Source organism: Micromonospora sp. WMMD710 (assembly GCF_029626045.1).
In the GTDB taxonomy this organism is placed as follows: domain Bacteria; phylum Actinomycetota; class Actinomycetes; order Mycobacteriales; family Micromonosporaceae; genus Micromonospora.
The window spans coordinates 4,296,941-4,320,157 of sequence record NZ_JARUBD010000001.1; the positions used below are offsets into that span (position 1 = coordinate 4,296,941).

The window sequence follows — 23,217 nt, forward strand, 5'->3', positions numbered from 1 at the left end:
CCCTAGTCAGCGCGCTGCGGCCGGTAGCGCCAGCCCGCTCATCCCGGCCAGCCGTAGACGTGTGTGACGGCGAGCCGGATCACCAGTCGACCGTCGGCGACCATGGCCGACCGGTACTCCGACCAGTCGGGGTGCTCACCGCGCGGGTGCCGAACAGTTCCCACAACCGGTTCGTTGACATGTCATCGACCGTAGGGGGTGATCCGATGACATGTCAACCAAGCCGTTAGGCTGGGCGGCATGGACGCGCCACGCTGGCTGGACGCCCGGGAGGACCACGCCTGGCGGGGTTACCGCCGGATGCGACGACTGCTCGACCTGGAGCTGGCCCGGGAGCTGACCCAGGACGGCGGCCTGTCCGAGCCCGACTACGACGTGCTCTCCGACCTCTCCGAAACACCCCAGGGACGGCTGCGCCTCAGCGAACTGGCAGACCGGATGCTCTGGTCCCGCAGCCGGCTCTCGCACCACCTGACCCGGATGCAGCAGCGCGGCCTGGTCACCCGCGAGGAATGCCCCGACGATGCCCGCGGCGCGATCGTCGTGCTCACCCCCGCCGGCCGTGGCGCCATCGAGGCCGCCGCCCCCGGCCACGTGACGGCCGTCCGGCGGCACTTCCTCGACCTGCTCACCCCGGCCGAGGTCGAGGCGCTCGGCGCGTTCACCCACCGGGTCGTCGACCACCTCGCCGAGGGCCGCGCGCCCCGCCCGCGGCGCGGCACGGAGACCTGACGTGGACCCCCGGATCCTGCGACAGCTGCGCTGCCCGGTCTGCGGCGAGCCCCTGACCGAGGCGACCGCCGGCACCGCCCGGGCGCTGCGCTGCCCACGCGGGCACAGCTTCGACATCGCCCGGCAGGGGTACGTCAACCTGCTCGCCGGGCGCGCGCCGCACGTCGGGGACACCGCCGAGATGGTGGCCGCCCGAGCCGACTTCCTCGCCGCCGGGCACTACGACCTGATCTCGGGCGCCCTCGCCGACGCGGTGCCGCGGGCGGTGGCGGGCTTCGGGGCGTACCCCCTGGTGGTGGATGCTGGCGCCGGCACCGGCCGGTATCTCGGCGCGGTGCTGGCGGCGCTGCCCGACGCCGTGGGTCTGGCCCTGGACGTCTCCAAGCCGGCGCTGCGCCGCGCGGCCCGGGCGCATCCACGGGCGGCCGCGGCGCTCGCCGACACCTGGCAACGGCTGCCCCTCGCCGACGGCTCGACGGCCGTACTGCTGAACGTCTTCGCTCCGCGCAACGGGCCGGAGTTCCACCGGGTGCTCGACCCGGCCGGCACACTGCTGGTGGTCACGCCCGCCGCCGACCACCTCACCGAACTGGTGGACGCCCTCGACCTGTTGCGGGTGGACCCGGACAAGGCCGACCGGGTGGCCGCCAGCCTCGGCGGGCACTTCACCCCGGTCGGCTCGACGACGCACCGGGCCGAACTGACGCTGACCCGCGCCGGGGTGGCCACCCTGGTCGGGATGGGTCCGAGCGCCTGGCACACCGACCCCGGCGCCCTCGCCGCCCGGGTGGCCGCGCTGCCCGAACCGGTCCGGGTGACCGTGGCGGTCCGGCTCGACGCCCACCGCCCCCGCTGACCTCAGGTGGAGAGGTCGACCTCTTCCCAGCCGGGCGGCTCGTCGTGGTACGGCCCGCGCAGGATCACCGCCCACTCCAACGCCCACCGCCGCTGGCCGATCGCGTTCGCGTCGACCAGGCCCGGCGCCCGCCGGCCGCCGCGCTCCGTCTCCAGGTACGCCCAGTCCAGGCAGTAGTGCAGGTCGAGCAACGCGGCGGCGTCGGCCGGATGCTGCGGCGCGGTGAGGATCCGGGCCTGCCAGCGGGGGAACGTCTCCCCCTCCGAAATGTGCGGCAGCCGCTCCACCAGCCGCTCGTCCACGGCCAGGGTGGGGTCGAGCTGCTTGCTCAGCCCCAGCACCCAGACCAGCGCGAAGAGCGCGTCGTGGTGCAGCACGAACGAGCGGTGGTCGCCCCTGCCGCCCATCACGAACTGCCACTCCGGCGGGGTGACCATCTCGACCAGATGCGAACCGAGCAGCCAGCTCATCGCGGCCTGCGGTGGCATCCCGAAACAGCGGGCCAGGATCAGATGCAGGACGGCGATCCGCGCCTCGATCTCCGGCGTCGGACGCAACTCGATCTCGTCACCCGGCTCCCACACGAGCGGAAACTGGGCCGGGGGCAACGGCAGGCCGAGCCGGGACAGCTCGTCCAGGCTCGCCTCGCGTACCTCACGAGGATCGGGAGCAGGTACGGTCACGGGGCAAATTCCTGTCTGCTCGCGACGGCTCAAGGCCGGCTGTCCCCCCTTGGCCTGGGAGAATAGCGCTCCCAGGTGACCGGCACCACGCCACCCCGGCCTCGCGTCCGGTCAGCCGATCCGCTCGAAGACCAGCGGCGTCGTCGCCGGCGCGGTCGGCGCGATCCGTACCGCACGCGCCGCCTCCGCCAGCGCCGCCGGGATCCGCGTCGCTTCCTCGGCGCGCAACTCGTACAGCGGGTCGCCGGCCCGCACCTGGTCACCCGGACGCCGGTGCAGCACCACACCCGCCGGCACACTCACCGGGTCCTCCTTGCGGGCGCGGCCCGCGCCGAGACGCCACGCGGCAACCCCCATGGCGTACGCGTCGACGGCCGCCACGTACCCGTCCTGCTCGGCGCGGACCACCTCGACCTCGGCGGCGGTCGGCATCGGCGCGTCCGGGTCGCCGCCCTGCGCCCGGATCATCGCCCGCCACGAGTCCATCGCCCGGCCGTCGCGCAGCGCCGCCGCGGGATCGACGTCCGGCAGGCCGGCGGCGTCGAGCATCTCCCGGGCCAGGGCGACCGTCAGCTCCACCACGTCGGCCGGGCCACCACCGGCCAGCACCTCGACGGACTCGGTCACCTCGACCGCGTTGCCGATCGCCAGGCCGAGCGGGGTGGACATGTCGGTGAGCAGAGCGACCGTCCGCACCCCGTGCGCGCCGCCCAGCTCGACCATCGTCCGGGCCAGCTCGCGCGCCTGGTCGACGGACTTCATGAACGCGCCCGAGCCGACCTTGACGTCGAGGACCAGCGCACCGGTGCCCTCGGCGATCTTCTTGCTCATGATCGAGCTGGCGATCAGTGGAATCGCCTCCACCGTGCCGGTCACGTCGCGCAGCGCGTACAGCTTCCGGTCCGCCGGGGCCAGGCCGGCACCCGCCGCGCAGATCACCGCGCCGACCTCGTCGAGCTGGGCGATGAACTCGTCGTTGCTCACCGTGGCCAGCCAGCCCGGGATGGACTCCAACTTGTCGAGCGTGCCGCCGGTGTGCCCGAGGCCGCGCCCACTCAGCTGCGGTACGGCAGCGCCGCACGCCGCCACCAGCGGGGTGAGCGGCAGAGTGATCTTGTCGCCGACGCCGCCGGTGGAGTGCTTGTCGACGGTCGGCCGGCGTACCGCCGCGAGGTCCAGCCGTTCACCGCTGGCGATCATCGCAGCGGTCCACCGGGCGATCTCCGGCCCGGTCATGCCGTTGAGCAGGATCGCCATGGCCAGCGCGGACATCTGCTCGTCGGCGACCACCCCCCGGGTGTACGCGTCGACCACCCAGTCGATCTGCGCGTCGGACAGCACACCCCCGTCCCGCTTCACCCGGATAACGTCGACAGCAGCAAAAGCACTCACCGTGGGGTTCCTTCTCACATCGTTGTGGATCAGTACGGGGCCGTGCGAGCCGGCTCGGTGCCGTGGTGATCGCGCTCGATCCTGGAAGTAGTCCCCTCGCATCGGGGGTTGGGCACTACTTCCAGGATCGAGCACGATCATGGCGGGGCGGGCGGGGCGGCGTGCCCGCTTGCGGCGTTGCGGTCAGCCGGCGGACCAGCGGACCGGGATCTCCAGCGGCGGCTCACCTTCGCCGGCCCAGAAGATCGTGCCGGTCTCGTCCACCACCACCACTCGGGGCGTCCGGGCCAGGCCCCAGGTGATCGCCTCGGCCGTATCGTCCCAGCTCGGCGCCTCTTCCAGCACCCCGGTCTCGGCGCCGGCGTCGTCTCCGGCCGACCGCTCCCAGTACGCCGTCCAGACCTGCTGCCCGGCCGCGAGATCCGGATGCACGAAGACGGTGCCGCGTCCGCGCCAGGCGGCCAGCCGTTCGGGGACGACGGGCAACGGCGTCTCGCCGGTCACCGCCTCCAGGTCCTCCACGCCGAAGGCGTGCGGCAGCAACTCGGCCATCCGCAGCGGGCGGGTCTTCGACTCGATCAGGCACTCCGGCCCGCCGTGCTCCCAGAGCAGCTGCCGGCACCGGCCGCACGGCATCAACGGCTCACCGGTCGCGTCGACGCAGGAGAGCGCGACGAGCCGACCGCCACCGGTGGCGTGCAGGCTGGACACGACCCCGCACTCGGCGCAGAGCGTCACCCCGTACGCGGCGTTCTCCACGTTGCAGCCGACCACCACGCGGCCGTCGTCGACCAGCGCGGCGGCGCCGACCGGGAACGTCGAGTACGGCGCGTACGCGTGCCGCATCGCCTCGGTGGCGGCGGCCCGCAGCCGCGGCCAGTCAATGTCGGTCATGCCGCCATTCTGCCGAAGTAACCCAGCTCAGACCCCACCAGGGCACCCCACCCTGACGCCCTGACGCGGTGGGGGCGGGTCAGCCCTTGATGTAGGGCTTGCCGTCGGCGGCCGGTGCGCGAACCCGGCCGACCAGCCCGGCGACCGCCAGGATGGTGGCCAGGTAGGGCAGCATGGCCAGGAACTGGCTGGGGATCGAGCTGTTGATCGCGCTCAGGTAGGTCGCGAGCTGGTCGGCGAACCCGAAGAAGAGCGCGGCGAGCAGCGCCCCCGTCGGGTTCCACCGGCCGAAGATCAGCGCGGCCAGCGCGATGAAGCCCTTGCCGCCGATCATGTTCTTGGTGAACGAGTAGAGCGCCAGCGTGTACGACGCGCCGCCGATGCCGGCGACCACGCCGGCCAGCAGCACGTTGCGGTAGCGCACCCGCAGCACCTTGACGCCGAGCGTGTCGGCGGCGGTCGGGTGCTCGCCGACCGAGCGGGTACGCAGACCCCAGCGGGTGCGGAACAGCCCGATGTGGATCACCAGGACCAGCAGCAGGCCGACGTAGAGGAAGATGTTGCCGCGGAACAGCGCCGGACCGAGCACCGGGATGTCCTTGAGCAGCGGGATCTCCCAGTTGCTGAAGCGGGGCGCGCTGTTGTACCGCTCCGCGTCGGTCTGCATCAGCCGCTCGTAGAGGAAGCCGGTGACGCCGACCGCCAGCAGATTCAGCACGATGCCGATGACGACCTGGTCGACCAGGTAGCGGATGGCGAAGACGGCGAGCAGCAGCGAGATGAACGCCCCACCGACGGCGGCGGCGACCAGGCCCACCCAGACGCTGCCGGAGATGCTGCCGAACAGGGCGCCACTGAACGCGCCCATCAGCAGCTGACCCTCGATGGCCACGTTGACCACACCGGACCGCTCGCAGAGCACCCCGGCGAGCGCGCCGAAGATCAGCGGCAGGGCCAGGATGAACGTGCCCCGGATGATGTTGACCAGCGGCATGAAGTTCTGCCCGGTCGGCGCGGCGGAGACCTGCCAGCAGAGGAACGAGAGCACGAAGCCGACCAGCCCGACGCCGAGCACGGGCAGGAACCAGCGCTTCGGCACCCCGGCGAGCAGCGCCGCGCCCGCGGCGATCGCGATGATCCCGAACAGGATCGCGCCGATCGTGCCGTTGATCTCCAGTGCGGCACCGGCAGCGTCGTCGCTGAGGGTGAACCGGGCCTGCTGGTCGGTGGCGAGCGCCCCGAAGAGCACCGCCGCCAACAGGCCGAGCGCCAGCAGCGTGAGGCCGACCTTGCGGCTACGGGTCCAGAAGCCCTCGTCGACCGGGGCGACCGCGACGTCGGGGACAGCCATGGTGGACATGAGTTACCAGCCCTTCGCCAGGCTCGTCTGCAACCGGGCGGCACGTGCGGCCCGGAGCTGGAAAATCGCCTTCACCAGGGCCGGCGCGGCGATGAAGATGACGATCAGCGCCTGGAGCACGGTCACCAGCTCCAGCGAGATCCCCGAGTACGACTGCATCCGGTTGCCGCCGGCCTGGAGCGCACCGAACAGCAGCGCGGCGAGCAGCACCCCCCAGGGCTTCACCCGACCGAGCAGCGCCACGAGGATGCCGTCGAAGCCGATCTGCGCGACCACCAGCGGGGTCAGCGCGCTGGCCGTGGAGCCGAGCACCATGTTCGAGCCGCCGAGGCCGGCCAGGATCCCGGAGAACACCATGATCAGGATGTACGTCCGGGTGACGCTGATGCCGGCGGTCCGGGCGGCGTCCGGGTTGGCGCCGACCGCCCGCAGCTCGAAGCCGAGCGTGGAGCGGTTGAGCAGCCAGGCGACCGCCCAGGTGGCCAGCACGGCGAGCAGGATGCCGGCGTGCACCCGCAGGTTGTCGCCGAGGAGCCGGGGCAGCTGGGCGGAGGTGTCGACCGCCTTGCTGATCGCGTCGGTGCGCTTCGGGTCCTGCACGCCGTTCTGCACGATCAGCCAGGTGAGGAAGTACGTGGCGACGTAGTTGAGCATGATCGTGTTGATCACCTCGTGTGCGCCGGCGCGGGCCTTGAGGATGCCCGGGATGAACCCCCAGAGCGCACCACCCAGGGCGCCGGCCAGCACCGCCACCAGCAGGTGCAGGCCGGGCGGCAGCGGCAGCAGGAAGCCGGCCAGCGCCGCCAGGATCACGCCGATGGTGGCCTGGCCCTGCGCGCCGATGTTGAACAGGCCGCCGCGGAAGGCCAGCGCCACCGCCAGGCCGGTGAAGACCAGCGGCACGGCGTAGGTGAGCGTCTCGGAGATCGGCGCCAGCACGGCCTGCCAGCCGTTGCTGCCGTTCAACCAGCCGGCGAACGCCTCCGGGTCGAACACCGAGCCCTTGAACAGGTTCGCGTACGCCTCGCTCACCAGTGTCCAGCTGGCGCTGAACGCGTCGGAGGGACGCGCGGTGATGTACGAGTAGGTGTGCAGCACGTCCGGATCAGAAATGATCATCAGTACCGCGCCGACCACGACCGCCAGCACCAGCGACAGCAGGGTCACCGTGAAGGTGTTGGCCGCCCAGAGGTTGTCCAGGAACAGCCGGCCCAGGGACGGCTTCGGCTCCGGCTCGGACGGCTTCGGCGCGGTGGTCGTGCTGGCCCGCTCGGTGTTGCCGAGGGCGTTCTGCGCGGCCTGCGCCTCGCTCGCCGGCTCCTTGTCCGGAGAGCCCGACTGCGGGTTGGGGTTGGTCATGCCTCGTCCTCGCTCGCGGAGCCCGCGTCGGTCGCGGGGCCCCCGTCGGTCGCAGCGGCGGCGTCCGGGCTGATGCCGGCCATCAGCAGGCCGATCTCCTCGCGCGGGGTGTCCGGGCCGACGACGCCGATGATCCGGCCGCGATACATCACCGCGATCCGGTCGGCCAGCCCGATCACCTCGTCGAGTTCGCTGGAGACCACCACGACGGCGGTCCCGACGTCCCGCTCATGGATGATCCGGCTGTGGATGAACTCGATCGACCCGACGTCGACGCCGCGGGTCGGCTGGGCGGCGATGAAGAGCTTCAGCGGGCGGGACAACTCCCGCGCCACGATCACCTTCTGCTGGTTGCCGCCGGAGAGGGTGCCCACCGGCGCGTCGGCCGATGAGGTACGGACGTCGAACTGCTCGATCCGCTCCTTGGCCGAGGACGTGATGGCGTCCGGCTTCAGCGCGAGCCCGGCACCGAACGGCGGCCGGTCGTAGATGTCCAGCACCAGGTTCTCCGCGACGCTGAACTCCTTGACCAGGCCGTCCACGCTGCGGTCCTCGGGCACGTAGCCGACGCCCGCGCGGAGCACCTTCTTGGTCTTCCAGCCGTCGATCCGGTCGCCAGCCAGGCTGACCGTGCCGGCGAGCACCGGCCGCAGACCCATGATCGCCTCGATCAGCTCGGTCTGACCGTTGCCCTGTACGCCCGCCACGCCGAGCACCTCACCGGCGCGCACGGTCAGGTCCACCCCGTCGACGGCGCGGATCTGCCGGTCGTCGTCGACGACCAGCCCGGCCACCTCCAGCACCGGGTCGCCCGGCGTGGCCGGGGACTTGTCCACGGTGAGCCGGACGTTGCGCCCGACCATCAGCGCGGCCAGCTCGTCCCGGCTGGCCTCCGGCGAGGCGGTGCCGACGGTCTTCCCGCGTCGGATCACCGTGATCCGGTCGGCGATGGCCTTGACCTCGCCGAGCTTGTGGGTGATGAAGACGATCGACTTGCCGGCGGCCTTGAGCGACCGCATGACGGTCAGCAGTTCCTCGGTCTCCTGCGGGGTGAGCACGGCGGTCGGCTCGTCCAGGATGAGCAGGTCGACGTCGCGCGTGAGCGCCTTGACGATCTCGACGCGCTGTTGGATGCCGACCGGCAGGTCCTCGATCACCGCGTCCGGGTCGACCCGCAGGTTGTAGCGCTCGGACACCTCGGCGACCTCGCGCCGGGCCCGCCGCCGGTCCAGGAATCCGGCGATGCCGCCCCTGGTCTGCTCGGCGCCGAGCATGATGTTCTCGGCCACGGTGAAGACCGGCACCAGCATGAAGTGCTGGTGCACCATGCCGATCCCGGCACCGATCGCGTCGGACGGGCCCTTCAGCTTCAGCGGCTTGCCGTCGACCAGGATCTCGCCCTCGTCGGGCTGGTAGAGCCCGTAGAGCACGTTCATCAGGGTCGACTTGCCCGCGCCGTTCTCGCCGAGCAGGGCGTGGATCTCTCCAGGCTCGACCGTCAGATCGATGTGGTCGTTGGCGACCAGATCACCGAATCGTTTGGTGATGCCGCGCAGTTCGAGTCTCAGCGCAACCTCCTGGAGTGCGAGCGATGGTGCAGCGTAGCTGCCGGCGACCGGGCCGGACCGGCCGGTCGCCGTGGCGCGCGATCGGCCGCTCCGGCCCCACGGGGGTCACCCGCGGCGCCGGAGCGGCCGGATCGGTCGTACCTGTTCCCCGCCGGCCCTCCGATGATCTCACCGGAGGAGCTGGCCGGTCGTCACTTGGTCGGCTGAGCCTTCGAGGTGACGGTGATGGTGCCCGCGGCGATGTCCGCCTTGATCTTGTCGACCTCTGCCTTCAGCTCGGCCGGGACCTTGCTGTCGAAGTCGTGGAACGGGGCGATCGAGACACCGGTGTTGGCCAGGGTGCCGACGAAGCCCGGCTTGGCCTCCAGCTTCTCGCCACCGGCGGCCTTCAGCACGGCCTCCTTGACGGCCTCCGGGATGTTCTTGACGACCGTCGTGATGATCGCCGAGCAGTCCGGGGTGCTCTCGCAGCCGTCGACATCCACCCAGATGGTGCTGTACTTGCCACCCGACGCCTTGGCGGCGGCGGTGGTGCCGAGGCCGGAGCCGCCGGCGACCGGCATGATGATGTCCGCGCCCTGGGCGACCAGCGCGTCGGAGACCTTCTTGCCCTCGTCCTGCTTGGCGAAGTCGTTGGTGAAGGAGCCCTTCTGGGTCTCCTTGTTCCAACCCAGCGCCTGGACGTTCTTGCCCTTGGTGGTGTTGTAGTACGCCACGCCGTCGACGAAGCCGTCCATGAAGATGGTCACCGGCGGGATCGGCAGACCACCGTAGGTGCCCACCTTGCCGCTCTTGCTCATCCCGGCGGCCAGGTAGCCGGCCTGGAACGCGGCCTGGGCGGTGTCGAACTGCATCGGGTAGACGTTGGCGTCACCCGGGTTGGCGTCGACGATGCCGAACTGCTGGTTCGGGTTCGCCTTGGCGATCTTCGAGGTGGCGTTGGCCATCAGGCCACCGACCGCCAGGATGAAGTCGCACTTCTGGTTGACGAACTGGGTCAGGTTCGGCTCGTAGTCGGCCTCGGCCTTCGACGCCACGAACTTGATGTCGATGTTGCTGTTGGCGGCCTTGGCCTCCTGCAGGCCCTTCCAGGCCGAGGTGTTGAACGACTTGTCGTCGATGCCACCGACGTCGGTCACCATGCAGGCGCTGTACTTCTTGGCGCCACTGCCGGCGTTGTTGTCATCATCGGGGGCCTCGCCACACGCGGCGGCGGTGAGCAGAAGCCCACCCACCGCGAAGATCGAGGCGATCCGCATCCCACGCACCGAGCGCAAGACGTCTCCTTCCCATTGCACACCGCGCCTAGTGCGGTGGCAGCCCATCAGCCGACCTGCGGGTGTGCCGCCGGCTGTCCCACGTTACGGACGGGAGCGTACGCCCGCGCCCACCCACCGGCCGACAATCGTGCACGACTGTTGAACGCCTGTTACCCGGGTGTAACCCTTGCGTGGGGCAAGTCACTCTTCGTGCTGGTAACCGCGCATGGAGGCGTCCCGAACGTCCGGTTCGCGGGGGCCATCCCCTCCCCGGACGTTACCGCCAAAAGACCGCCACCGCCGCGTTGACCAGGGTCAGACCGACGATCGCGAGGAAGTGCCCGCGGTTGACCACGTCCCGCTTCCGGGAGAAGAAGACCATGACGAAGATCAGCAGCGCGATCACCAACTTCGTCACAAGCTTCGCCGGTGCCGGCTCGTCGTCACCGCCGCCGCGCAGCGGCGCGGCGAGCCCGAGGCCGGTCAGCAACTGGATCACGGCCCCCCAGAGCATGGCGGGGTTGATCCGCAGCCTGCCGCTGGCGTACTGGGCGATCGAGCCGCCGAGCAGCAGGGCGAAGCCGATCAGATGGACATAGAGGAGGATCAGTCGCAGTGCTTCCACGCCGCTCATCCTCCCCTATCAACGACGGTTTGTAGTAGGGGGTCCGGTGGTCGGCGCGTCACCACCGCTCAGCCCCACCGCCAGACCTGGAAGGTGGGGCCGTGACCGGGCAGGGTCACCGCCCCGTCCGGGCCGGGCCGCAGCGCGGGCGCTGCGCCGTACACGTTCTCGGCGGCCGGCAACCCGGCCAACCGGACCGGCACACCGGCTGCCCGCCGGGCCAGCACCAGCACCGCGCCGGTCGGCGCCTCGCGAAGGAAGACCAGCGTGTCCGGGTCGTCGTGCAGCCGGCGCAGACCGCCGTGGCGCAACGCCGGCTCACCGCGGCGCAGCGCGATCAGCGCCCGGTACGCGGCGAACGTGCCGGTGTCCCAGGCGTCCGGCCGGTGCCACGGCATCGGGGTACGCGAGGATTCGCCGTTGGTGCCGGTCAGGCCCAGCTCGTCCCCGGCAAAGATCATCGGGGTGCCCGGCATCGTGGCGAGCAGACCGGCGGCCACCTCCTGCCGGGCCGCGTCACCGACCACCGTCCGGATCCGCGCCGAGTCGTGCGAGCCGAGCAGCTGCCAGGAGTGCACGTACGAGCGCCAGGAGATCAGTGAACGGTAGGTGTCCATGGTCGCCAGCACCGTGCCCGCGTCGCGGCGGGGCACCCCGCCCGGCGTACCCAGGAAGTTCGGCACCGGCTGGTCGCCGTGCCGCAGCCAGGACCAGACGGGGTCGGTGAAGCCGACGTAGTTCATGGTGCCGTGCCAGCCGTCACGGTCCAGGTCGCCGGTGTGGTCGTGGCCGTGCTCGGCCATCAGCAGGCCGTCCGAGCGCTCGTCGACGACCACCGAACGCAGCAGCGCCGCCACCTCGTGGGTGTACGCGTCGGCGCCCCGCCGGCCGGTCATGTTCGCCACGTCGACCCGCCACCCGTCCAGCCCGTACGGCGGGCGCAGCCAGCGGCGCAGTGCCGCGTCCGGCACGGTGGCGAAGCGGCGACGCAGCTCGGCGCTGCCCCAGTTCAGCTTCGGCAGGGACTTGACGCCGTTCCAGGACTCGTAGTCCCCGGCCTCGTCGAAGTAGTACAGCTCCCGCTCGGCGGCGTGCACGTCCGAGGACGCGGCGCTGAACCAGTCGTGACCGTCCCCGGTGTGGTTGCTGGTGATGTCGCCGAGCAGCCGCCAGCCCCGGGCGCGTACCGCGTCGGCGAGCCGGGCCAGCGCGGCGTCCCCGCCGAGCAGCGGATCGACCCGGTCGAAGCTGGCGGCGTCGTAGCGGTGGTTGGACCGGGCTGGGAAGATCGGGGTCAGGTAGACCGTGTTCACGCCGAGCCGGTCCAGATGGTCCAACCGCTCGGTGATCCCGTCCAGGTCACCGCCGTAGAACTGGTGCGGGGTCTCCGGGCCCCGCCCGATCACCGGGGTGTCCCAGTCGCACGGGATCGCCCAGTCCGGCAGCGGTCGGGCGTCGGCGCCCGCGGATCGGGCGAACCGGTCCGGGAAGATCTGGTAGATGACGGCGTCCCGTGCCCAGGCTGGCGGCGCGGCGTACGTGACCAGCTTGAAGTCACCATGGTCGGGCACGTCGTGGTCGACCACGCCGGCCGCGGTCAACCAGGTGGGGCCACGCCGACCGGAGAGCAGGAAACGGTAGTTGCTCACCGGGTTGCGGGCCTCGACCTCGGCCCGCCACCAGACGGTGTCGCCCTCGACGCGGTCCACGGTGGCCTCCCGGAAGCGGGGCTCACCGTCACCGGTGGTGCGGACGTGCACCTGCCCGACGTCCGCGCCGACCGGCACCCGGACGAAGACGTCGACCGTCTCCCCCAGCACCGGCTCCTGCTGCGGGACGTAGCGGGCGGATCCGTCGTGGTGCGGCTGCCGCATGCTCATCCCTTGACCGCTCCGGCGGTCAGGCCGGACACGATGTAGCGCTGCAGGAGTTGGAAGACCAGCACGGTCGGGATCGCGGTGAGCAGGGTGCCGGCCGCGAAGATGCCGAAGTTGTTGTTGCGCTCGTTGCCCTGCAACATGCCGTACATGCCGACCGCGAGGGTCTTGGAGTCGGTGCTGGTGAGGAACACGTTGGCCATCAGGAACTCGTTGATGGTGCCGATGAACGCCAGCAGACCGGTCACCGCCAGGATCGGCGCCACCAACGGCAGCATGATCCGGAAGAAGACCTGGGCGTGCGAGGCCCCGTCCATGGTCGCCGACTCGTCCAGCTCCCGGGGCAGGGTGTCGAAGAAGCCCTTCATCAGCCAGGTGTTCACGCCGAGCGCGCCACCCATGTAGAGCAGCAGCAGGCCCCACGGGGTGTTGAAGCCGATCGACGGCCACAGGTCGGTGATCGTGCCGAAGATCAGGTAGATCGCCACGATCGCCAGGAACTGCGGGAACATCTGGATCAGCAGCAGCGAGAGCAGACCCACCCGCCGGCCGCGGAACCGCATCCGCGAGAAGGCGTACGCGGCCAGCGCGGACAGGAACACCGACGCGAACGAGGCCACCCCGGCGATCAGCAGCGAGTTGAGGAACCACCGCTCGAAGGCGGTCCGCTCGAACAGCCCGCTGAAGTTGCCGAGCGACACCCCGCCGGTCGGCACCAGCTCGGTGGTGGAGAGCGTGCCGAGCGGGTTGAGTGCGGCGGAGAGCACGAACACGATCGGGAAAAGGCTGAACAGCACGCCGAGCACGGCGACCAGGTGCCGCCAGCCGACCTGCGCGAACCAGCGGTTGCGCCGCCGGCCGGTGACGTTACGGTTGACTGCGGGCCTGTCGCCGGTACGCGCGGCCCCGCTCAGGGTGGTCACGAATACACCTCCTCCTGCTTGCGGGTCCGCCGGAAGCCGACCGTCGAAACCACGGCGACGATGGCGAAGATGAACAGCGAGATCGCTGCGGCGAAACCGAACTCCGCGCCCTGCCCGCCGAAGGCGAGCCGGTAGGTGTACGTGATCAGCAGGTCGGTGGCGCCGTTGGTCGGGTTGTCGGCCGGGAAGGGCGCACCCTCGGTGGTCAGGTAGATCGCGTTGAAGTTGTTGAAGTTGTACGCGAACGACGAGATCAGCAGCGGCGACAGCGCGACCAGCAGCAGTGGCAGGGTGACCGCGCGGAAGGACTGCCAGGGCGATGCCCCGTCGACCGAGGTGGCCTCGGTCAGCTCGCGCGGGATGGCCTGCAGCGCGCCGGTGGCCACCAGGAACATGTACGGGTAGCCGATCCAGAGCTGCACCAGGATCACCGCGAAACGGGCCGTCCACGGCTGACCGAACCAGTCCACGTCCAGCCCGAACAGGTTGTTGATCAGCCCGAAGTCGGCGTTGAACATGTCCCGCCAGGCCAGCAGCATCGCGAACGACGGCATGGCGTACGGCAGGACCAGCAGCACCCGGTAAAGGTTCGTGCCGCGCATCCGGGGCGAGTGCAGCACGAGCGCGATGAGCATGCCGAGCAGGAACGTGCCGCCGGTGGAGCCGATGGCGAAGGCGAAGTTCCAGATCAGGGTGCCGAGGAACGGGCCGGAGATGTTCTCGTCGGTGAGCACCCGGGTGAAGTTGCGCAGCCCGACGTTGATCTTCCAGCCCTGGGTCAGATGCTCGCCGTCGGCGGCGACGAAGGCGCCCACCTCCTCGTCGGCGGTCCAGGTCTGCCCGGTCGCGGTGTCCCGGACGCAGTCGCAGCCGGCCTCGTACGCCCGCACCGCCTTGCCCTCGTACGCGCGGGACAGGCCGCTGGATCGCAGTGCGCCGCCGGCGGTCGGGACCACCAGGTCGGTGATCTCCTTGCTGCGGGCGCTGGCCTGGCCGAAGTTCAGCACGGTGTAGCCGTCGGCGGCGGTGACCTTGCCGCCGGTGGCGACGGCGACGTCGTCGGCGTCGAGCCGGCGCAGCCCACCCGTGTCGCCGGCGGAGACCGTTCCGGTGGCGGGGTCGGTGACCAGGAAGACGAGCGGGCCGGTGGCCGGGTCGCCCTTGGTGGCGACCGACAGGGCGTACTCCGTGGAGCCGGGCACCTGGGTGACCGAGGAGGTCTGGATCGCGACGATCGCCTCGTCCTTGCTGCCCCGGTGCCCGTCACCGAAGTTGGTGAAGGCGGTGCTGGCCGTGTAGAGCACCGGGAAGACCTGGAAGGCGATCAGGAACAGGGTGCCCGGGACCAGGTACTTGGCCGGGATGTGCCGGCGGGTGAGGTACAGGTAGAACAGGCCGGCGGTGGTCGCCGCCAACAGGGCCAGGCCGGCCCACTTCTCGCCGTCGATGAGCGGGAAGGCCGCCCAGACCGCGATTCCGGCGGTCAGGCCGAGCAGGAGCACCTTGCCGACGAGGCCGGACAGGGTGATCGGCGCGTGGTGCGCGGCGCGGGAGCGCGGGGGCCGGGAGTCGACAGGCCCCCGGCCCGGGGTCTGCGTGGCAGACCCCGGGCCGGACAGCGGCGTACTCATTACTTGATCTGGCCGGAGATGGTCTTGCCGGCGGCGGTGATGGTGCTGGTCGGGTCGGCCCCACCGATGACGGCGGCCTCGGCCTTGCCGAACGGGTCCCAGATGGCGGCCATCGCCGGGATCGCCGGGAGCACCTGGCCGTTCCTGCCGGCCTCCTGGAACTTGGCCAGGTCCGGGTCGCTGCCCTTGACCTGGTCGAGGGCGGCGGTCAGCGCCGGCGGCCGGGGCTCGGCGTTGTACAGCGCGACGGCCAGCTCGGGAGTGGTCGTGTAGTTGGCGACGAACTCCTGCGCCAGCGCCTTGTTCTTGCCCTTGGCGGCGACGTAGAACGCCTGGACACCCACGAACGGCTGGGCCTCCTTGCCGCCGGCGAAGCCGGGGATGGCGGAGATGTCGTACTTGATGTTGGCCTTCTTGACGTCGGCGACCGCCCACGGGCCGGAGACCAGGTACGCGCACTTCTTGCCGGTGAAGGTGGCGATCGAGTTGGTGTCCGCGATGGAGCGCTTGAGCACACCCTCGCCCTTCTCGCCGAGCGCGCCGATCTTCTTGAACGCCTCGATCGACGCGGGCTTGCCCACACCGAGGTCCTTCGGGTCGTAGTCACCGTTCGCGGCGGTGCCGAAGAGGTAGCCGCCGGCCGAGGTGTAGAGGGGGTAGATGTGGTACGCGTCGCCGTTCTGGCCGACCTGGAGGCAGAGCGTCTCGGTGGCCTTCTTCTCCGCCTTGAGCTTCTTGCCGCTGGCGACCAGGTCCTCGATGGTCTTCGGCGCCTCGGGGGCCAGCTCGGTGTTGCGGATCAGCGCCAGGTTCTCCTGCGCGTACGGGACGCCGAAGAGCTGGCCGTTGAAGGTGACCGCCTTGATGGCGGTCTCGTTGAACGCGCTCTTCTGCGCGGCGGCGAGCTGCACCGGCTCGATGGCGCCGTTCTGCACCAGGTTGCCGATCCAGTCGTGCGCGCCGACCACCACGTCCGGGCCGCTGCCCTGCTGCGAGGCGGTGACGAAGTTGGTCTGCAGGTCCTTACTGACGGCCTGGACCTCCACGGTGACGCCGTTCTCGGTGCCGAACTTCTCCGCGAACGGCTTCAGGGCGGCGGTCCGCTTGTCGTCCGCCCAGATCACCAATTTGCCGCCGGCGGCCTTGGGGGACTCCTTCGCGGCCGGCTTGTCGCTGTCGCCGCCACAGCCGGAGGCGGCGAGCGCCAGGGCGAAGAGGGCGACCACACCCGCGGTACGGATGCGCATCGGTACTCCTGTCGTCATGGCGGGTCCGCCGGGGGAAGGGCGGCCCGCCAGTGGGAACCTCTGGAAGTTCTTGCCATCCGGCGCATAGAACTGCGCCGCTGCTCTCGTATGTTGCGGGGACGTTAGCAAGACGTTGCAGATAATGGAAGGGCTTGCAGAGAGCCCCGCAAGAACTTGCCGGTGGGCTAAAGTGCCGCCATGCGCGCTCGACTGTCCGACATCGCCCAGCAGGCCGAAGTCAGCGAGGCCACGGTGTCGCGGGTGCTCAACGACCGCCCCGGCGTGGCCCCGGAGACCCGGCAGGCCGTCCTCACCGCCCTCGACGTGCTCGGTTACGAGCGCCCGGCCCGGCTGCGCAAGCGCAGCGCCGGACTGGTCGGCCTGGTGGTGCCGGAGCTGGACAACCCGATCTTCCCCGCCTTCGCCCAGGTCATCGAGTCGACCCTGGCGCAGAGTGGGTTCACACCGGTGCTCTGCACGCAGACCGCCGGCGGCGTCACCGAGGACGAGTACGTGGAGATGCTGCTGGACCGGCAGGTCTCCGGCATCGTCTTCGTGTCCGGCCTGCACGCCGACACCGCCGCCAACCACGACCGCTACCGGGCGCTGATCGCCCGGCCGCTGCCGGTCGTGATGATCAACGGGTACGTGCCGGGCATCGGCGCGCCCTTCGTCTCCTGCGACGACCGGGAGGCCGCCGAGCTGGCCGTGGCCCACCTCGTCGCACTCGGACACCGGCGGATCGGCCTGATCACCGGCCCGGACCGGTTCGTCCCGGTGCAGCGCAAGGTGGCCGGCTGGCGTGCCGCGATGACCCGGTTGGCCGGCGTCGCCGAGGCCGATCTCGGCCCGCTCGCCGAGCTGTCGCTGTTTGGTGTGGAGGGTGGCGAGGCGGCGGCCGGCCGGCTGCTGGACCGGGGCGTGACCGGCGTGGTCTGCGGCTCGGACCTGATGGCGCTCGGCGCGGTCCGGGCGGCACGCCAACGGGGCCTGACCGTTCCGGGCGATCTCTCCGTCGTCGGGTACGACGACTCGCCGTTGATGGCCTTCACCGACCCGCCGCTGACCACCATGCGCCAACCGGTGATCGCGATGGCGGTGGCCGCGGTCCGGGCCCTGGTGGACGAGATCAACGGGCACGGCGCACCGCACTCCGAGTACCTGTTCCGCCCGGAGCTGGTGGTGCGCGGCTCGACCGCGGTCGCCCCGGCCGACGCCCGCCACGGCGCGGGCGGGTCGAACCGGCGCCGGGGCGGCTCGTCGGCGCTCGCCGTCTCGGCCTGACCGCCGGCCCGCCCGTCTGGTGGGACACCAGGGGCCGAACTGCGGCCGCATCGAGCCGCCATTCCTTGCGCAAGAACTGCTTGACTCTTGCAGCGCTTGGCCGGCATATTGCTGAGACACCCGCGCGGGCAGCCGGCCGCACCGCAACGGGTGCCACCGCGCCGGCCCGACACAGACGGGGAACGCCAACCGATGACCGCCAGCACCACCACCCCGCACCGCACCGCCGACGACGACTGGTGGCGCGCCGCGGTCGTCTACCAGGTGTACGTCCGCAGCTTCGCCGACAGCGACGGCGACGGTGTCGGTGACCTCCAGGGCATCCGGCAACGCCTGCCGTACCTGCACGACCTCGGGGTGGACGCGCTCTGGCTGACCCCCTTCTACACGTCCCCGATGGTCGACGGCGGCTACGACGTCGCCGACTACCGCGACGTGGACCCGATGTTCGGCACCCTCGCCGACTTCGACGCGATGATCACCGACGCGCACGCCCTCGGCCTGCGGATCATCGTCGACCTGGTGCCCAACCACACGTCCAGCGCGCACCGCTGGTTCGTCGACGCCCTCGCCGCCGGCCCCGGCTCACCGGAGCGGGCCCGCTACCTCTTCGCCGATGGCAGGGGCGCGCACGGTGAGCTGCCGCCGAACGACTGGGAGAGCATCTTCGGCGGGCCGGCCTGGACCCGCGTCGCCGACGGCCAGTGGTACCTGCACCTGTTCGACCCGGCCCAGCCGGACCTGAACTGGCGCCACCCGGAGGTCCGCGCCGAGTTCGAGGACGTGCTGCGGTTCTGGCTGGACCGGGGCGTGGACGGTTTCCGGATCGACGTGGCCCACGGCATGATCAAGGCCGAAGGGCTGCCGGACGTCGGCTTCGGCATCCTGACCACCGGCCAGCGCCAGGTCGAACTGCTCGGCAGGGGCCGGCTGCCCTACTTCGACCAGGACGAGGTGCACGAGATCTACCGCGCCTGGCGACCCATCCTGGACAGCTACCCCGGCGGCCGGATGGCGGTCGCCGAGGCGTGGGCCGAGACCCCGCAACGGCTCGCCCGCTACATCGGCCCGGACGAACTGCACCAGGCGTTCAGCTTCGACTTCCTCGACGCCACCTGGTCGGCCGACTCGTTCCGCAAGGTGATCGACACCGCGCTGGCCGAGGCGGCGGTGGTCGGCGCACCGACCACCTGGGTGCTGTCCAACCACGACAAACAGCGCCACGTCACCCGCTACGGCGACGGCCCCGAAGGGCTACGTCGGGCCCGCGCGGCCAGCCTGCTGATGCTCGCCCTGCCCGGTTGCGCGTACCTCTACCAGGGCGAGGAACTGGGCCTGCCCGAGGTGCTCGACCTCCCCGACGAGCTGCGCCAGGACCCCGCGTTCCTGCGCACCGGCGAGAGCCGCGACGGCTGCCGGGTGCCGATCCCGTGGACCGGTGAGCTGGCGCCGTACGGCTTCGGGCCGGCCGGCAGCAAGTTGAGCTGGCTGCCCGCACCCTCCACCTGGCAGGCCCTGTCCGTCGCCACGCAGACCGGCGTGCCCGGCTCGACGCTGGAGCTGTACCGGGCCGCGCTGCGCATCCGTCACGACCACCCGGCGCTGGCCGCCGACGCCGGCGGGATCACCTAACTGGAGACCGGGCCGGGCGTGCTCGCCTTCTCCCGCGCCGCCGGCGACACCGTGCTGACCTGCGTGGTCAACCTGAGCGGGGCGCCGGTCCTGATCGACGGGTACGGCCAGCCGGTCGTCGCCAGCGCGGCGCTGACCGGGGAGGGCTCCGGCCATCTGCTGCCGGTTGACGCGGCCGTCTGGTTGGAACGCCGCTGAGCGGGTAACCCGTTCTCGACCTGGTCGTCCGTCGTGCCCCGCGCCAACGGGCGACTGGGCTACCGGCCCCTTGTGGTGGGGGGTGAGGTGGTGCCGGCGCCACGCGGAGTCCGCTCCGCGCGGCGCCGGTGTCCGTCTGCGCGGCGCTGGGTGCCGACCAGCGTCACTTCGCCGTGAGCAGCGCCGCGATCCGGGTGAAGCCGGCGCGGACCTCGGCCTCGTTCGGCGGCTCGGCGGGCTCGCCGTGGCCCGCCTCGTCGGCAGCGGCGTCCAACTCCTCGTCGATCACGTCCTCGAAGTCGCCGTACAGGTCGGCTCCCTCGACCTGACGCGCCTCGTCCTCGGCGGCGACCTGCGCGGCGGCGATCTCGCTGCGGATCTCGTCGGCCGACAGCGCCGGCAGCAGCGGCTCCACCACGGCCATCAGCTGCTCATCGGCCACCACCGCCTCGGCCAGCGCCAACGCGTGCGGTCGCTCGTACGGTCCGCAGACCACGGGCTCCCACTCGTCGAGGTCACCGAGCGGACCGAAAGTGATGATCCACGGCAGGCCGAGCATCGGCGAGTCGGCCGGCAGGTCCAGTGTCATGAGTGCGCCCACCGGCTCATCATGGTCCGCAAACGCGAGTGTCGGACGCGGTTCGCGGCAGTACCGCCCGTCCGGCGGGGGTTCTCGGGCCGGTCAGCCGGGACGGGTCGCGTCCAGGGCGGCACGGACCAGGGCGAGCGCGGTGGCGGGCGGTACGCCCAGCCGGGCCGCCTCCGCCGCGTAGCCGGCCGCCGACCGGTGCAGCCGGTCGACCGCGTCGTCCCGGCCGGGCGCGACGAAGGTCCCGTTGCGCCCCCGGGTCTCCAGCAGGCCGGCCGTCTCCAACTCCCGGTACGCCCGCGCCACCGTGTTCGCGGCCAGCCGCAGGTCGGCGGCGAGCTGCCGGACGGTGGGCAGGCGGCTGCCCACCGGCAACCGGCCGTCGCCGATCAGCCCGGCGAGCTGCACCCGCACCTGCTCGTACGGGGGCACCGACGAGTCCGGGTCGACCGTGATCAGCACCTGCGCACCTTCCGCCATCAGCCCGCACCGCCCGGTGCCCCGGGGTCGGTGTCCTCGTCGAGATCCACCGGCGGGGCACCTTCCGCCAGGTCCACCACCCGCCCCTTCGTGCTGGTCGCGAGCAGCGCCGCCCCGAACAGCACCAACTGGTTGAGCAGGTAGAGGTAGAGCAGCAGACCGACCGCGCCGGCCACCACCGTGTACGCCGGGTTCCGCTCGGTGCGTACCACGTAGTACCGCCCGACCGTGTTGAGCAGCGTGATGCCGACGGCGACCAGCAGCACCACCGGGCGCAGCCGGGACCGGCTCATCCGCAGCCGGGGCACCGCGAGCAGCAGCGCGGTGGCGAGGACCGCGTTGACCAGCACGCTGAGCACGGCGCTGATCGTGGTCAGGCCGACCGACCCGGTGCTGCGCAGCAGGAAACGCAGCAACGACTCCAACGCGTCCACCGCCGCCACCGAGAGGCCGAGCAGCACGAAGACGCCGATCATCACGCCCAGGTCGACCAGCCGCCGGACCACGAGGTTGCCCGGCTGCTGGTTGAGGGCGTACATGAGCCGCTGCGAGGAGCGGATCGCCTCCACCCAACCGATGCCGGTGAAGACCAGGATGACGAGACCGACCACGCCCACGGTGCCGCTGGAGTTGGCGATCTGCTGCGCGTCCAGGAACGGCAGGTTCTCCTTCAGGAACCCGGCCGCCGCCGTACTGACCTCGTCGTTGTCCTCCAGGATCGCGCCGAAGATGGAGTACGCGACCAGAGCGAGCGCGAAGACCGCGAAGAAGCCGTAGTAGGCGATCGCCGCGGCCAGCCGCCCGGCGAGCACCTCGGCGTAGAGCGCTCCGGCGCGCCACACGTGGTCGAAGAGGCCGGATCGGCCGCGCGCGGCACTCACCCAGCGGTCGATGCCCGCCTCGATCTGGCCGATCACGTTCACGCGATCATCCTCGCCGATCTCCCACCGCCGTAGTGGCAACCGGCTTCCGATGCTCGCCGACCGGCGCGTCGCCGGCCGGTCAGTCGCCGAGCCGGAAGTCCCGACGCGGCTGCCACCGGGCCTGCCCGCTGTGCGAGAAGAGGGTGAACGCGTCGACCTCGAACATCGCCGAGAAGTCGGCGAGGTCCTCGTACGCCTTGTCCAGAGCCTCCGGCGCGACGTCCTGCGCCACGGTGACGTGCGGATGGTACGGGAAGCGGGTCTCGCGGTGCAGGCCCGGCGCGGCGGCGATGGCCGCCGCCAGCAGTTCGCACTCGCTGATCCCAGCTGCCACCGCGACGAAGACCACCTGCGTCACCGGGCGGAAGGTGCCGGTGCCCCGCAGGTGCAGCGCGAACGGCAGATGCGTGGCGGCGACGCCGGCCAGGTGCTCCTCGACGGCGGGCAGGTTGGCCGTCGGGATCTCGGTCGGCCCGAGCAGCGTCACGTGCGCGGGCACCGCGAGCGGGTCACCGGCCTCGACCCGTCGCCGGGTGAGGTGGCCACCCCACGGCTCCGGGATGTCCACCGCGATGCCGATCTGGATGGTGTCGCCGGCGGGCGGCACCCCGCCACTGCGATCCACGCTCCGCGCCGCCCTCTCGGCCACCGACCCGCCCACCTGTCCCGCGGCGCTATTCGCCGCGCACCGGCGGGAAGAACCCGACCCGCTCGTACGCCGACCGCAGCGTCGGCCCCGCCACCGCCCGGGCCTTCTCGGCGCCGGCGGCGAGCAGCTTGTCCAACTGCGCCGGGTCGTCGAGGTACGTGCGGGTGCGCTCCTGGATCGGTCGGACGAACTCCGCCACCACCTCGGCCAGGTCCTTCTTGAGGTCGCCGTAGCCGCGGCCGGCGTACGCGGCCACCAGCTCGTCGATGCCGCGCCCGCTGAGCGCCGAGTGGATGGTCAGCAGGTTGGACACGCCCGGCTTGGTCTCGGTGTCGAAGACGATCTCCCGGCCGGTGTCGGTCACCGCCGAGCGGATCTTCTTGGCCGAGCGGGCCGGATCGTCCAGGAGGTCGATGATGCCGGCCGGCGAGGACGACGACTTGGACATCTTCGCCGTCGGCTCCTGCAGGTCGGTGATCTTCGCGGTGTCCTTGACGATGTGCGGCGCCGGCACCGTGAACGTCGTGCCGAACAGCGAGTTGAACCGCTGGGCCAGGTCCCGGGAGAGCTCCAGGTGCTGGCGCTGGTCCTCGCCGACGGGCACCGCGTTGGCCTGGTAGAGCAGGATGTCGGCGGCCTGCAGGATCGGGTAGGTGAAGAGCCCGACGCTGGCCCTCTCGTTGCCCTGCTTCTGCGACTTGTCCTTGAACTGCGTCATCCGGCTGGCCTCGCCGAAGCCGGTGATGCAGCCGAGCACCCAGGCCAGCTGCGGGTGCTCGGGCACCTGCGACTGCACGAACAGGGTGCTGCGCTCCGGGTCGAGGCCGACCGCGAAGAGCTGGGCGGCGGCCACCCTGGTCCGCTGGCGCAGCAGCGCCGGGTCGTGCCCCGCGGTGATGGCGTGCAGGTCCACCACGCAGTAGAACGCGTCGTGGGTCTCCTGCAGGGCCACCCAGTGCCGTACCGCGCCGAGGTAGTTGCCGAGGTGGAACGAGTCGGCCGTCGGCTGGATGCCGGAGAAGACGCGGGGACGGGCGGGAACGTCGGACATGGCGA

General features: G+C 71.3%; 20 protein-coding genes and 2 pseudogenes. 4 read left to right on the forward strand and 18 right to left on the reverse strand.

Translation table 11 applies throughout. The features are described from left to right. Nucleotides 1-38: 38 nt before the first annotated feature. A pseudogene (locus O7620_RS19795) lies at nt 39-143 on the reverse strand (PPOX class F420-dependent oxidoreductase); the annotation flags it as partial. 97 nt (nt 144-240) lie between these two features. Here O7620_RS19795 and O7620_RS19800 point away from each other — a divergent pair. After that, a complete protein-coding gene (locus O7620_RS19800) occupies nt 241-732 on the forward strand; it encodes a MarR family transcriptional regulator (protein WP_151489381.1) in 492 nt (163 codons plus the stop codon). A gap of 1 nt (nt 733) precedes the next feature. Then, the gene (locus O7620_RS19805) at nt 734-1,588 is read left to right on the forward strand and encodes a putative RNA methyltransferase (protein WP_278124348.1); all 855 of its coding nucleotides are present in this window, start codon (nt 734-736) and stop codon (nt 1,586-1,588) included. A 2-nt stretch (nt 1,589-1,590) separates the two neighbouring features. Here O7620_RS19805 and O7620_RS19810 read toward each other — a convergent pair whose 3' ends face one another. From O7620_RS19810 to O7620_RS19865, 12 genes are all read right to left on the reverse strand, one after another. Continuing rightward, nucleotides 1,591-2,271 carry a DUF4272 domain-containing protein gene (locus O7620_RS19810; RefSeq protein WP_278124349.1) on the reverse strand — a complete coding sequence of 227 codons (681 nt, stop codon included), beginning with the start codon at nt 2,269-2,271 and terminating at the stop codon, nt 1,591-1,593. A gap of 111 nt (nt 2,272-2,382) precedes the next feature. Beyond that, a complete protein-coding gene (locus O7620_RS19815; RefSeq protein ID WP_278124351.1) occupies nt 2,383-3,663 on the reverse strand; it encodes a thymidine phosphorylase in 1,281 nt (426 codons plus the stop codon). Nucleotides 3,664-3,846: 183 nt separating this feature from the next. After that, a complete protein-coding gene (locus O7620_RS19820; protein WP_278124353.1) occupies nt 3,847-4,557 on the reverse strand; it encodes a cytidine deaminase in 711 nt (236 codons plus the stop codon). 79 nt (nt 4,558-4,636) lie between these two features. Further along, on the reverse strand, nt 4,637-5,917 hold the full coding sequence (locus O7620_RS19825) for an ABC transporter permease (protein ID WP_278124355.1): 1,281 nt from the start codon (nt 5,915-5,917) through the stop codon (nt 4,637-4,639). Nucleotides 5,918-5,920: 3 nt separating this feature from the next. After that, nucleotides 5,921-7,276: an ABC transporter permease gene (locus O7620_RS19830; RefSeq protein WP_278124357.1), complete on the reverse strand. Its 1,356-nt coding sequence runs from the start codon at nt 7,274-7,276 to the stop codon at nt 5,921-5,923. Further along, nucleotides 7,273-8,844 (reverse strand): ABC transporter ATP-binding protein, encoded by a 1,572-nt coding sequence (locus tag O7620_RS19835; protein ID WP_278127064.1) that lies wholly within the window; start codon nt 8,842-8,844, stop codon nt 7,273-7,275. Before O7620_RS19835 ends, O7620_RS19830 begins: the two co-directional genes overlap by 4 nt. 191 nt (nt 8,845-9,035) lie before the next feature. Continuing rightward, on the reverse strand, nt 9,036-10,103 hold the full coding sequence (locus O7620_RS19840) for a BMP family ABC transporter substrate-binding protein (RefSeq protein WP_278127066.1): 1,068 nt from the start codon (nt 10,101-10,103) through the stop codon (nt 9,036-9,038). A gap of 277 nt (nt 10,104-10,380) precedes the next feature. Continuing rightward, nucleotides 10,381-10,728, reverse strand: a complete 348-nt coding sequence (locus tag O7620_RS19845) for a hypothetical protein (RefSeq protein WP_151489373.1) — start codon at nt 10,726-10,728, stop codon at nt 10,381-10,383. 68 nt (nt 10,729-10,796) lie between these two features. Beyond that, entirely contained in the window at nt 10,797-12,608 is a 1,812-nt protein-coding gene (locus tag O7620_RS19850) for a glycoside hydrolase family 13 protein (RefSeq protein ID WP_278124360.1), read from the reverse strand. Then, nucleotides 12,605-13,519: a sugar ABC transporter permease gene (locus O7620_RS19855; RefSeq protein ID WP_278127067.1), complete on the reverse strand. Its 915-nt coding sequence runs from the start codon at nt 13,517-13,519 to the stop codon at nt 12,605-12,607. The genes O7620_RS19850 and O7620_RS19855 overlap by 4 nt, the downstream gene beginning before the upstream one ends. Before the next feature lie 5 nt (nt 13,520-13,524). Then, complete coding sequence (locus O7620_RS19860; protein WP_278124362.1) at nt 13,525-15,159, reverse strand: ABC transporter permease subunit; 1,635 nt, start codon at nt 15,157-15,159, stop codon at nt 13,525-13,527. Beyond that, nucleotides 15,159-16,406: a maltose ABC transporter substrate-binding protein gene (locus O7620_RS19865; RefSeq protein WP_278124363.1), complete on the reverse strand. Its 1,248-nt coding sequence runs from the start codon at nt 16,404-16,406 to the stop codon at nt 15,159-15,161. The genes O7620_RS19860 and O7620_RS19865 overlap by 1 nt, the downstream gene beginning before the upstream one ends. 198 nt (nt 16,407-16,604) lie before the next feature. Here O7620_RS19865 and O7620_RS19870 point away from each other — a divergent pair, with 198 nt between their 5' ends. Beyond that, a complete protein-coding gene (locus tag O7620_RS19870) occupies nt 16,605-17,690 on the forward strand; it encodes a LacI family DNA-binding transcriptional regulator (protein ID WP_151489369.1) in 1,086 nt (361 codons plus the stop codon). 192 nt (nt 17,691-17,882) lie between these two features. Beyond that, nucleotides 17,883-19,520, forward strand: a pseudogene (locus O7620_RS19875) (glycoside hydrolase family 13 protein). Between the two features lie 163 nt (nt 19,521-19,683). On the opposite strand, the gene O7620_RS19880 reads toward O7620_RS19875, so the two are convergent. From O7620_RS19880 to trpS, 5 genes are all read right to left on the reverse strand, one after another. Continuing rightward, complete coding sequence (locus O7620_RS19880) at nt 19,684-20,121, reverse strand: hypothetical protein (protein ID WP_278124364.1); 438 nt, start codon at nt 20,119-20,121, stop codon at nt 19,684-19,686. 81 nt (nt 20,122-20,202) lie between these two features. Then, nucleotides 20,203-20,589, reverse strand: coding sequence for a GntR family transcriptional regulator (locus O7620_RS19885; RefSeq protein ID WP_278124366.1), 387 nt, complete (start codon nt 20,587-20,589; stop codon nt 20,203-20,205). Further along, entirely contained in the window at nt 20,589-21,512 is a 924-nt protein-coding gene (locus O7620_RS19890; RefSeq protein WP_278124367.1) for a YhjD/YihY/BrkB family envelope integrity protein, read from the reverse strand. The genes O7620_RS19885 and O7620_RS19890 overlap by 1 nt, the downstream gene beginning before the upstream one ends. A 79-nt stretch (nt 21,513-21,591) precedes the next feature. Next, the gene (locus O7620_RS19895; RefSeq protein WP_225854345.1) at nt 21,592-22,161 is read right to left on the reverse strand and encodes a 2'-5' RNA ligase family protein; all 570 of its coding nucleotides are present in this window, start codon (nt 22,159-22,161) and stop codon (nt 21,592-21,594) included. Nucleotides 22,162-22,186: 25 nt separating this feature from the next. After that, nucleotides 22,187-23,212: a tryptophan--tRNA ligase gene (gene trpS, locus O7620_RS19900; protein WP_278124370.1), complete on the reverse strand. Its 1,026-nt coding sequence runs from the start codon at nt 23,210-23,212 to the stop codon at nt 22,187-22,189. Nucleotides 23,213-23,217: the final 5 nt, after the last annotated feature.